9 protein-coding genes are annotated in these 11,741 nt (G+C 65.1%); 1 reads left to right on the top strand and 8 read right to left on the bottom strand.

Going from position 1 to position 11,741, the window contains the following annotated elements; all coding sequences use genetic code 11:
* Positions 1–180: 180 nt before the first annotated feature.
* The 8 genes from E4P29_RS13645 to cobM all read right to left on the bottom strand — a co-directional run bounded on the left by E4P29_RS13645 (position 181) and on the right by cobM (position 9,345).
* Positions 181–1,191 (bottom strand): alpha/beta hydrolase family protein, encoded by a 1,011-nt coding sequence (locus E4P29_RS13645; protein WP_209205399.1) that lies wholly within the window; start codon positions 1,189–1,191, stop codon positions 181–183.
* Positions 1,192–1,404: 213 nt separating this feature from the next.
* Positions 1,405–3,261 carry a flagellar motor control protein ZomB gene (gene zomB / locus E4P29_RS13640; RefSeq protein ID WP_167735479.1) on the bottom strand — a complete coding sequence of 619 codons (1,857 nt, stop codon included), beginning with the start codon at positions 3,259–3,261 and terminating at the stop codon, positions 1,405–1,407.
* Positions 3,239–4,144: a decaprenyl-phosphate phosphoribosyltransferase gene (locus tag E4P29_RS13635; RefSeq protein WP_135045385.1), complete on the bottom strand. Its 906-nt coding sequence runs from the start codon at positions 4,142–4,144 to the stop codon at positions 3,239–3,241. Before E4P29_RS13635 ends, zomB begins: the two co-directional genes overlap by 23 nt.
* On the bottom strand, positions 4,141–4,677 hold the full coding sequence (locus tag E4P29_RS13630; RefSeq protein WP_174557191.1) for a phosphatase PAP2 family protein: 537 nt from the start codon (positions 4,675–4,677) through the stop codon (positions 4,141–4,143). Before E4P29_RS13630 ends, E4P29_RS13635 begins: the two co-directional genes overlap by 4 nt.
* On the bottom strand, positions 4,655–6,562 hold the full coding sequence (locus E4P29_RS13625; protein WP_135045383.1) for a glycosyltransferase: 1,908 nt from the start codon (positions 6,560–6,562) through the stop codon (positions 4,655–4,657). The genes E4P29_RS13630 and E4P29_RS13625 overlap by 23 nt, the downstream gene beginning before the upstream one ends.
* On the bottom strand, positions 6,559–7,788 hold the full coding sequence (glf, locus tag E4P29_RS13620) for a UDP-galactopyranose mutase (protein ID WP_135045381.1): 1,230 nt from the start codon (positions 7,786–7,788) through the stop codon (positions 6,559–6,561). The genes E4P29_RS13625 and glf overlap by 4 nt, the downstream gene beginning before the upstream one ends.
* Before the next feature lie 67 nt (positions 7,789–7,855).
* Positions 7,856–8,605 (bottom strand): precorrin-6A synthase (deacetylating), encoded by a 750-nt coding sequence (cobF, locus tag E4P29_RS13615; RefSeq protein ID WP_167735478.1) that lies wholly within the window; start codon positions 8,603–8,605, stop codon positions 7,856–7,858.
* The gene (gene cobM, locus E4P29_RS13610; RefSeq protein ID WP_135045377.1) at positions 8,602–9,345 is read right to left on the bottom strand and encodes a precorrin-4 C(11)-methyltransferase; all 744 of its coding nucleotides are present in this window, start codon (positions 9,343–9,345) and stop codon (positions 8,602–8,604) included. The genes cobF and cobM overlap by 4 nt, the downstream gene beginning before the upstream one ends.
* A 182-nt stretch (positions 9,346–9,527) precedes the next feature.
* Between cobM and E4P29_RS13605 the strand changes: the two genes are divergently transcribed.
* The gene (locus tag E4P29_RS13605) at positions 9,528–11,705 is read left to right on the top strand and encodes an N-acetylmuramoyl-L-alanine amidase (RefSeq protein ID WP_135045375.1); all 2,178 of its coding nucleotides are present in this window, start codon (positions 9,528–9,530) and stop codon (positions 11,703–11,705) included.
* Positions 11,706–11,741 lie beyond the last annotated feature (36 nt).

Here is an 11,741-nt window from a genome sequence, read left to right as displayed (position 1 = left end):
GGAGGTTATTCCATCGAGCGGTTCCAAGGCAAAACTGTGATCAGCGTCCCAGTTTCGCCTCGAAGAGTTTCCGAAACAGGAGACTATCCTGCGCAGTCCCCGCTGAACAGCCCTGCTAAGTCGTGAAATATCACTACAGGGCCGAAAGCGGGCACTGCGACCGGAACGCTGCCGGTGGGATCAGTCACCGATGTTGGCGCTCAGGTCCGGTGCCATGACGCGGATCTGCTCGCCCCAGTAACCCCACTGGTGGGTACCGGCGGCCGGGAACGCGTAGGTCACGTTGTTGGCACCGATGCTGGCCATGCGGATCTGGAAGGCGCGGCTGTTGGCCAGGGCGATGGCTTCGAGGCCCATGCCGTTGGCGGTGTTGTAGTAATCGATGAAGCTCTGCGGGCGATCCAGTCCGCCGGGCAGACCGCTGCCTGCGAAGACCCACACGCGGGTGCCGTTGTCACGCAGGCGAGGCGCGAAGACGAACGGGTCGTTGCGCAGCCATGCCGGATCCCACGGCGGGCCCCACATCGCGTCGATGTTGTAGCGGCCGGAGTCGAGCAGAGCCAGGCGCATCGCCTCGCGCATGCCGGGCGCAGAGATGTTCAGGTAGCCCGACAGCGAGCCGGCGTAGCTGAACTGATCCGGGTGGTAGGCAGCGAGCGTGAGCGCGGCCGAGCCACCCATCGAGATGCCGATGACACCGTTGCGGTTCGGGTTGAAGCCGTAGTTGGCGCGCAGGTTCTCGCGGAGGTTCTGCGTCAGGAAGGTTTCCCACTTGTAGGTGGTCTTCTGACCGTTGAAGTTCGACGGTGCGTACCAGTCGGAGTAGAAGCTCGACTGTCCACCGACCGGCTCGACGACGTTGATGTTCCAGGAGGCGAGAACTGCTCCGGCGTCGGTCTCGTGCTCCCAGCCCGAGATGTCCGTCGTAGCGCGCAGGCCGTCGAGCAGGTAGACGACGCGGTTGGTGTTACCGTCCGCTGCCCGCCACACCCGGCTCTTGATCGGGCCCATGCTCGAGTCCGTCCAGACGTCGATGGCATTGCCGTCGAATGCTGCGTTGGCAGTTGCGCCACCGCCCGCCACGGCCAGGCCAAGTGGTAGCACCACTGCCATCAGCATGGACGTCGCGGCGCGGCGTCCCCAGGAGCCCGCTCGCTTGTCCCCGGACCGGCTCTTCCATCTACCCAGCATGCACTCGACCTCTCAGCAGCTTCGTCACATCGGTTACGCAATCAACGATTGATCTCGCAAGTTCATCATGTATGCGCCCGACCCAGGGTCTGGCGCATACATATCCTCCGCACTTATCGCACGAAGTACGTCGTCCGTTACAGGATCGAGACAGCTCATCTTCGCGTCGAGACCGAATCGGCGCAACCCGGTGATCTTCTCGTGTTCTGTCGGCTAATTATCGGCCTTCAGCACAGGTGCCGGAAGATCACATCGCTGTATTTCGTATTTCGGCACCCGGTCGAATCGATAACCGGCATAGAACAGCGAACGTTTCACATTCCGGACGAACAGATCCTTCGTCAACGGCGCTCGGTAGGACGTCAGCATTTCCTGGGTGTCCGGGCAGGTCAAGGCCACCTGAGCTTCGGTGACCCAGTCCTCGTCCATGTACCAGGGCAGGTACGGGTGAATGCCGACCAGTCCCAGATCGGCGACGACCCAGTCCGGATACAGGTTCTTGTCGTGACCGATGCGGCCGTTCTCGAGGCGTTCGGTGTGTGATGCCAGCGGATACGCCAGCCCCATCTGATCGATGACCCGCACGTCGAGGCCGACGTTCATGCTCGTCATCCCCAAGTTGAGGAAGTAGACGGTGTGACCGAATCCACCCTCGGGGATCGGGAGGGGCGGCGGGACCACATCCCAGTAGGTGAACTGCGCGGACGGCAGCAGCAATCCGCCGTCCGGGGTGTCGTCGATCGCCTGAACCATCGCCCGCATCCGCGGATAATCGAGATAGTCCGACGCCAGGATCGGATGAGCGTGCCCGGTGTTGAGCGAATAGAACGCTCGTTCGTCGACGATCCCGCTTCGTCCGACGATCGAGCCCTGGGGCATTCCCGTCGTGTTCGCCGCAACCACGGCCCAGACGACGATTCCACCCCAGACGAAAACATCCGCGACGAAAACAGCAGTTGCACGATTGCCGGACCATCGTTGCGGGAGCGCGACGGGCAATATCGAAATAGGCAACAGCAGCGTGAACAGGGCGGGCAACAATGTTCGCCCGTGCATGAAATCGCCACCGACTCGAATTGCGTAGACCGCGAGCAAGAATCCACTGACGAGCACGAATACGACGACAGCGGTCGGCGTGCGCAACGCAGCGAGCGCGCCGCTCACTGTTCTGGGCAACGTCGGGCGCACTCGCGTCACCGACAGGGCGGCACCGAGCAGGAGCAGCACCAGCGGGAGCCACAGTAGGTACGGGCCCATCAAGTTGGTCAGATACGCCCACCCCTGCGACCACTTGGCACCGCCGGCGTCCTTGGACACTGCGGTGTTGGGGTACGGAAGGCCGTAGTAGCCCATGCGCCAAATTTGGTACAGCACGGGAACCGCACCCGCGAATGCGAACACGCGCAGCCTCGACAACCACGTCTGCGGGGCAAGGAAGATCATCGCCAATGCCAGAACCGACACGATGGACAGCTCCGGGCGCACGAGTGGTCCCAGGCCCGCGAAGAAGGCCAGTAGCAGCAGTTCGACGCCACCGCTGCGGCGTTGGCCCCAGCGGACCATCAGCAACCACAGCGTCGCCAACCAGAAGATGACCAGGCAGGTCTCGAGGCCGGACGTCGCAAAGTCGCGGGCAGGGGGAACAGCGATGTAGACCAGGACGCCTGCGGGGAGGAACAGAGTCCGCTTCGCGGTACGACCACGAAGGGCGAACGTGCCGATCATGGCGATGACGACGGATGCGGTGGACAGCACCAGAGCGATCGTCAGAACCACGTACTCGAGGCGCGCCTCGCTCAGCCAACTGCCCGCGTACACGAGGTAGGTCCAGATGGTGCTGGTGTTGGTCTCGACGCGCTCGCCCGCGTTGAACACCGGGCCGTTTCCGGCCAGCAGGTTGCGGACTGTGCGCAGCACGATCAAACCGTCGTCGGCGATCCAGCGACGTTCCCAGGCACCCCACAGAAACAGGGCACCGGTGACGACGGTCCCGACCCAGAAGACGGCCCTGGTCGAGACCGCCGGTACCGGGGTATCTTCTCGCTGGTCAGGCGAGGTAGACAGCGACACCAACCACTCCGATCCACGCTATGGCGAGTAGCTGCAGAACCCTGTCTCCCAACGCGATCTCTTCGGGTTCGCCTGCCTCGCCGCCGTCCACGTCCACTGCGTATCGCAGGATTGCGATGGTAAACGGAATCATCGAAATGGCGAACCAGTTGGCGTCCGTTTCGGCGTCCTGTTGGAACGCCCACAGGCCGTAGCAGATGACGACGGCCGTCGCGGACAGCGTCCACACGAAGCGCAGGTAAGTGGTGGTGTAGTTCTCGAGCGACTTGCGGATCTTGGCCCCGGTGCGTTCGGCCAGTTGCAGCTCGGCGTAGCGCTTTCCTGCTGCCATGAACAGCGATCCGAACGCCATGATCAGCAGGAACCACTGCGAGAGCGGGATCGAGGCAGCGACGCCGCCGGCGATCGCGCGCAGTAGGAAGCCGGAGGAGACGATGCAGATGTCGAGCACGGCCTGGTGCTTGAGGCCGAAGCAGTACGCCAGCTGGACCGCGATGTACACGCCGATGACCAGGGCGAGTTTCCAGTTGGCAATGAACGACAGTCCGATGGCCAGGCCGAGGGACACCACTGCCATCCCATAGGCGACGTTGACCGGCAGTACACCAGCAGCGATCGGCCGGAATCGCTTGGTGGGGTGTGCGCGGTCGGCCTCGACGTCGAGCGCATCGTTGACGAGGTAGATGCCCGAGGCGGCGAAGCAGAACACGATGAACGCGAGCGCGACGGACAGCAGCACGTCACGATCGGTGACCGAGCCTGCCGCCAGCGGCGCAGCCAGGACCAGCACGTTCTTGACCCACTGACGCGGGCGAAGCGCCTTGACGATGCCGTCCGCCAGATTCTTCGGCGGTGCGCCTACGGGTGCGGCATCCTCGCTCATTTGTCTCCTTCGAACTTCACGACGGCAGCAGCCGTCAACGCGCCGAGTGCAGATCCGGCCAGCACGTCGGTGGGGTAATGGACTCCGAGCACCAAGCGCGAGAGCAACATGGGTGGCACGAGGACCGCCGGTAACGGTAGCCCGGTCACGCGGCCGAGGAGAACCGCAGCCGCTGTGGTGGATGTCGCATGGGACGACGGGAAACTCAGCTTGCTGGGCGTCGAGACATTGATACGGACGGCCGGGTCGTGGGGACGCGGCCTGCGCACGATGCGTTTGATGACGATGGATGCGGCATGCGATCCGACGGCACCGACGGCCACCGACGCCCACTGCCGTCGCCGCGGCGCGTCCAGAGCAGCGCCGATGCCTGCGATCGCCACCCAGCCGAGGGCATGCTCGCCGAAGTGCGACATTCCGCGTGCGACGGTGATCGCACCGGGGGCGCTGCCGACCGTGGCCTGCACCTTCTCGAGAATGCGCACTTCTGTCGGCACCTCGGTCTGGCCTTTACGCCTGGTAACGAAAGACACGTTCCCACGTTTCCTTACTGGTCAGGTGCGGCACGGCATCACGGTATCGAGCCTTGAGGGCAGGGAATTCGGCTGCCAACTGCTTGCGCAACGACAGCGCTTCCTTGAGCAACGCCGCGGCCTGCGCGCGGTCGCGCTTGCGGTAGACGACGCCTCGACCGTCCGCCGTGGTGACGGTGACGCCGTCGACCTGGGAGAGCAGGAACCAGCGCGCGTCGAGAGTCGGCACGTTGAGCTGCGGACGCTCGTGGTGCTGCTCGTGCGCGGGCTTGACGTTGTGCAGCAAGCCCTTTGCCAGACGGCGCACCTTGGAGATCGGGTTGGTCGGCAGGCCGACCGCGCCCACTTCTTCGCCGGACGCGAGCGGGAGCTCGGTGGAACTCCCGACGACGACGGCGTCGGGGAATTCCTTGCGCAGGGCGTGCACCGTCGGCAATGCCGTGGGCAGGATCTCGAGGATGTGCTCGGGACCGGCCAGGAAGTCACGGATCGCGAGGTTCTGGATTGCGACCGTCGAGTACTCGAGGCACAGCAGGTGCTTGACGGTGGCCTTGATCGTGTCGAGCACCAGGCCCTTGCCGTCGCCGGGCATGTGCAGCGACGCGACAACGAGACGGTTACGCAGGTGGAAATACGCCTGCCAGTCGATGGCGTCGTCCTTGTCGCTCCACGCCATGTGCCAGATCGCGGCACCCGGCAGTGTCACCGTCGGGTAGCCGGCTTCGCGTGCACGCAAGCCGTATTCGGCGTCGTCCCACTTGATGAACAGTGGCAGTGGCTGCCCGAGTTCCTCCGCGACGACCCGCGGGATCATGCACATCCACCAGCCGTTGTAGTCCACGTCGATCCGCCGGTGCAGCAGCTTGCTGGTGCGCAGCGGGTCCTCGGAGAAGTCGTGGTCGTATTCGACGTTCTGTGCGCCGGTCCACATGAAGTTTCCGCGGTCGATCACTTCACCCATGACGTGCAGGTGACTGCGCGCCTGCAGGTTGAGCATCTGGCCGCCGACGAGCGTGGGTACCTTGGCGAAACGCGACATCGCCAGCGCCCGCAGAATCGAGTCGGGCTCGATCTCGATGTCGTCGTCCATGAACAGAATGTGTTGGCAGGCAGTGTTGTTAAGAGCCTCGTACATGATCCGGCTGTAGCCGCCGGAACCGCCGAGGTTGGCTTGGTCGTGGATCGCGAGACGCCCGCCGAGGGCCGCTGCGGCCTCGTCGAAGCCGGGCTCGTCCTTTGCCTTGCGGGTACCTTGATCCGGCATGATGACGGCCTGGATCACGTCGAGCACCAACGGGTCCGAGCCAAGGGCGACAAGCGCTTTGACGGCGTCGGTCGGTCGGTTGAACGTGGGGATACCCACGGCGACGGTCGCCTCACCGGGAGCGTCGATCGGCGCGTACCAACCGGCGCTCTCGAGGACCACCTCGGAGTCGGAGGTGATGTCGAACCAGATCCACCCGCCGTCCTCGAACGGGCCGAGGTCGATCAGAAACTCTTGCGCTGCATCGTCGTCCACGGCCTCGCGGCCCTCGACGTGGATGCGCGACGCATCGGCCTTGGACCGGTAGACGTCGATTCGGCAGTGGCCGGACACCTCGACGCGCAGCACCACGGACTTCAGGATGCTGTAGCGCCGCCAGTAGCTCGCCGGGAATGCGTTGAAGTAGGTGCAGAACGACACCTCGGACTCGCCGCCGATGGTGAGCGAGGTACGCGAGAGCGAGTGCGCGCGTTTGGCATTGGTGGTCGCCTCTTCGAGGTAGAGCGTGCGCACGTCGAGCGGCTCACCCGAACGGGGTAGCAGTACACGCTGCAACAGCGATTTTCCGAGGACCGGCGCGACGTCGGCCACACCGTCGGCGAGGAGGTGTTTGGCGGTCACTTGTCGCCTGCCAGGGGTTCGCCGGTCTCGAAGTGCGGGGCCAGAGTGTTGTCGTACATGTTCAGCGCACTCGCGATGGCCATGTGCATGTCCAGGTACTGGTACGTCCCGAGTCGCCCACCGAACAGCACACCGTTGGAGGCCGCTTCGGCCTTCGCCCGGTTGCGGTACGCCTCGAGCTTCTGCCGATCGTCGGGGGTGTTGATCGGGTAGTACGGCTCGTCGCCGCTCTCGGCGAAACGTGAGAACTCGCGCATGATGACCGTCTTGTCGGTCGGGTACTCGCGCTCGGGATGGAAGTGGCGGAACTCGTGGATCCGAATGAACGGCACGTCGCCGTCGTTGTAGTTCATCACCGGCGTTCCCTGGAAATCGCCGACCGGGAGCACCTCGGTCTCGAAATCGATGGTGCGCCAGCCCAATTCGCCCTCGGAGTAGTCGAAGTAGCGGTCCAGCGGTCCGGTGTAGACGATCGGGGCGTTCGGGCTCTCGGCGACCAACTCGTCGCGAACATCGAACCAGTCGGTGTTCAGGCGGACGTCGATCTTCTCGTCGCGTGTCATGTTCTCGAGCCACGCGGTGTAGCCGTCGACCGGCAGCCCCTCGTAGGTGTCGTTGAAGTAGCGGTTGTCGAAGGTGTAGCGCACCGGCAACCGGGTGATGTTGCCCGCGGGCAGTTCCTTCGGATCGGTCTGCCACTGCTTGGCCGTGTAGTCCCGGATGAACGCCTCGTAGAGCGGACGTCCGATCAGTGAGATCGCCTTCTCCTCGAAGTTCTGCGCGTCCTTGGAGTCGAACTCACTGGACTGATCCTCGATCAGGGCCCGCGCCTCGGCCGGGGAGAAGAACTTTCCGAAGAACTGAGAGATCAGCCCCAGGCCCATCGGGAACTGGTACGACTGACCGTTGTGCAGCGCGAAGACGCGGTGCTGGTAGCCGGTGAAGTCGGTGAACTGGTTGACGTAGTCCCACACCCGCTTGTTGGAGGTGTGAAACAGGTGCGCACCGTACTTGTGGATCTCGATACCCGTCTCGGGCTCGGCTTCCGAGTACGCGTTGCCGCCCAGGTGGTGCCGCCGGTCGAGAACGAGAACACGCTTGCCCAGCTGGGACGCCGCCCGTTCTGCCACGGTCAGACCGAAGAACCCGGATCCGACGACGATGAGGTCGTAGCGGCCGGTCGCGGTGGCGTCGGAAGAGGTGGTCTCGGGGCTTACAGCAGTCACGGGCAACCAGGGTATCCGACGATCGTGACGGCTCCACCCCGCCAGGCACCGCCCGGCCGGTCCCGTGTCAACCTGGCAGGCGTCGGAGCAGGTAGGTATCCATCACCCAGCCGTGCGCCTCTTTGACCTCGGCGCGGGCGCGGCGAATGTCGTCGAGTACGTCGTCGAGCGGCCCGGCCACGAGCTTCTCGTCGGTCGTACCCAGGTTGGCTCCCCAGTGGATGCCCCACCCCGCGCCGGTCAGCGCACTGCAGGCCAAGTTGCCGTCGAGCATGACGACGAGGTTGTCCAGCCCGGCTGCGACGTCGTCGGCCAGGTTCCTGCCGGTGGTGATGACGATCGGGCCCCCGATGCGATTGAGCACGAGTCGATGACTCGCCGCCAGCATGGACACGCTCGAAATGCCGGGTGTGACGTCGAACTCGATGTCGCCGCGCAGTGCAGCCAACCGCTCGACGACGCGGATAGTGCTGTCGTACAGCGCCGGGTCGCCCCAGACGAGGAACCCGACGACGGTGCCGTCGGCGAGCCCGTCGAACACGTCGGCGTACGCCCGGGCGCGGGCGTCGTGCCAGTCGAGGACCGCGGTCTCGTACTGCCGAGGTGACCGGTCGCGTTGCGGGTCGGGCACCTCGATGACCCGGTAGCTGCCACCGTGGTGGCGCTCGAGGATCTCCTGCCTGGCTGCTGCGAGATCCCCGACGGACGCGCCCTTGTCGGCCACGATGAACACGTCCACGGCCCGCAGTTTCTCGACGGCCTGGACGGTCACCTGATCCGGGTGCCCACCGCCGATGCCGATCAGATGGATCTTCACGAGCGGTCCCGGCACGCGTCGTACAGGTGGGATTCGGCGACGACGCGACGAGCCAGAGCGGGACCGACGAGGATCACCGCAGCTTGCCGCAGCCCGGCGGCCTCGACCTGGTCGGCGATGTCGGCCAGGGTGCCGCGGAGGACGATCTCGTCGGGCTTGCTGGCATGGAAGACGACAGCGGCGGGGCACTCCGGACCGTAGAACTCCGTCAGTTCGTCGGCGATGATGCGGGTGCGTGTGATCGCCAGGTGCAGCGCAAGAGTTGCCCTGGTAGCGGCGAAGTTCTTCAGCGCCTCGGTATCGGGCATCGCCGTCGAACGGGCCTGCGCGCGGGTGAGCACCACCGACTGCGTCACCTCGGGAACCGTCAGCTCGACACCCAGTGCGGCGGCTGCGGCCGCGTAGGCAGGAACGCCAGGGGTGACGTCCCAGGGCACGCCTGCGGCGTCGAGTCGAGCGGACATCTCCGCCAGAGCGGAGTAGAGGGACGGGTCCCCCGAACACAGGCGCGCGACGTCCTCCCCACGCTCGTGGGCGGCGACCAGCTCTTCCGTGATGGCATCCAGGTCGAGTTTCGCGGTGTCGACCAGCCGGGTGCCTGCGGAGCAATGTTCGAGGATGGCGTCGTCGATGTAGGTACCGGCGTAGACGCAGACCGGGCTCGACCGCAGAAACTCGACGGCCCGCAGCGTGAGCAGGTCTGCAGCCCCGGGTCCGGCTCCGATGAAGTGCACAGTCACAGGTTGAAAGCGTAGGTGACGTGTACGACGCGCCGCGCCACCGGAACTTCCCGTGGATGGCTAACTGTCAAGCTAAGGTTTAGCCTTGTGTCTGATGGGACTCATGTTGCTGATGTGAATGTTGTTGTTCAGCAGTGGGAGATTCTACGACGCGTACCTACCACCAACCAGGGAGTACCGCCTTGCCGAACCGTCGAACGAAGCCGTCGATCGTTCTCGGTGCTGTCGCACTACTCGCCGTCGCGACCCCGTTTGCGGTCGCAGGGCTGACAGACAGCACGACCACCGGAGTTCGACCGGCCAACGAGACAACCCCGGTCACCGTGCCGACGAAGATCGTCGAGACCGCGCTGAGCGCGGCCCCGGACATCGTGATTCCGCTGCAGGAGCTCACCGGCCTGCCGCTGCCCGATCTTCGGCTCTCCGATCTCAAATACCTGCCGTTGCCGGATTCCATCGTGATCCCGCCGATCCAGATCCCCGACATCCCCGGCCTCACGACGCCGGCGCCGGGTGGTGCCACCGCGCAGGCACCCATCCCACGGGTCGACGCCTCGGCACCGGTCAACCCTGAAGCTGCCGACCCCACCGGGCCGCCGCTCGGAGCGGCAGTCAAAGAGATCTCGCAGGACACCCCGTTCAGCATGGTGGCGTTGACCTCCGAGCAGCTGAACGGTGCGTCCGCACAGGTTCGCCGGCAGCTCGAGGACGGATCCTGGGGCCCGTGGCTGCAGACCGCACCGGTGGACAGCACAGCCGACGACTCCGCTCCCGCGCCCGGCAAGCAGGGCACCGAACCGATCTTCGTGGGACTCACCAAGGCCGTGCAGGTGCTGCTGACGCCGCTGACGAGCAGCGCTGCACCCGAAAGCTTTGCAACGCCGCCGGTTCCGGAGGTTCCGGTTGTTCCACTGCCTTCCGATGCACCTGCGCCTGCTCCCGCCGTTGCGGAACAACCATTGGGCTACACACCCGCGTCTTCGAGTAAGCCGCTGCGCCAACAGGATCCGGCCCCGATCGATCCCGCTCAGCCCGAAGCCGCTCCTGAGGTGTCGGCCGAGCAGTTGGCGTCGGCAGTCAGCGACATCAGCGCCGTGCTCATCACTCCCGGTACGTCCCCAGCCGATTCCGCACTCAGCGACCTCGCCACTCCGGTGGCGGGCGATGCAGGCCCCAACGTCATCACCCGGGCCCAGTGGGGTGCCGACGAGTCGATCCGTTGTGCCAACCCGACAATCGACGATTTCATCGGCGGTGCCACCGTGCACCACACCGCAGGAAGCAACGACTACTCGAAGTCCGAGTCGGCCGAGATCGTTCGCGCCATCTACGCGTACCACGCACAGACGCTCGGCTGGTGCGACATCGGCTACAACGCACTCGTCGACAAGTACGGCCAGATCTTCGAGGGTCGCGCCGGCGGCTTGGACAAGCCGGTCCAGGGTGCGCACGCGGGTGGGTTCAACGAGAACACCGTCGGCGTGGCCATGATGGGCGACTACTCCACTCAGGATCCGTCGCAGGAGACCATCGACTCGGTCGGCAAGTTCCTCGGCTGGCGACTCGGCAAGGCCGGTTTGGATCCCAAGGGAACCACGACGATGACCTCCGAGGGAACGGATTTCACGTTCATCGGCAAGGGCAAGAGCGTCGACCTGCCGGTGATCTTCGGTCACCGCGACGTCGGCAACACCGAATGCCCCGGTGACGCCGGATACGCCAGGCTCGGGGAGATCCGCGACATCGCGGCTGCAAACCTCGGCGGCGGCGACGTCACACCGGCAGCACCCGAGACCGCTCCCGATGCCACCGCACCGGACACCGCGGTGACCGATCCGGCACCGTCACGCCCGGGCACCGACGTCAGTTCGACTCTGGGCGAGAACATCCCGGCCCTGGTCGCAGAATTGCAGCGCTTGGCGTCGACGAGCCCCGTCGCGCAGAAGTGGTTGTCCTCGGGCGGCGAAACCGGCGCTCTCGGCGTACCGGTCAGCGGCCTGGTTCAGGTCAGCGGCGGCCGCGAGAAGGCGCAATTCCAGAACGGAGAGATCATCACCAACATGGCCGGCCAGGCCGTGGCCGTCATCGGCAAGATCTTTCAGCAGTACCTGCAGCAGGGCGGTGTCGACGGCGTCCTCGGTCTACCGCTCACCGACGAGTTCAAGGTGCCCGAGGGCTTCCGAACGGACTTCGAGAACGGTTCGCTCATCTTCAACGAGCTCACCGGCATCGTGACCACGGTGATCAAGACGTACAACGACACGTACAACGCAGAAATGCAGAAGCCGGTCGCTGCGCCGGTGGAGCCGGCTCCTGTTGTCGAGCCGGCACCCGCGCCGGAGCCAGCGCCCGTGGGCTGAGTTTCGCCAGTCGACAAGGGCCGAGTCACCGTGGTG

It is taken from the genome of Rhodococcus sp. 1R11 (genome assembly GCF_004563845.1).
In the GTDB taxonomy this organism is placed as follows: domain Bacteria; phylum Actinomycetota; class Actinomycetes; order Mycobacteriales; family Mycobacteriaceae; genus Rhodococcoides.
The sequence above is the reverse complement of the archived record's forward strand: the minus strand, read 5'-3'. Positions and strand labels throughout refer to the sequence as shown.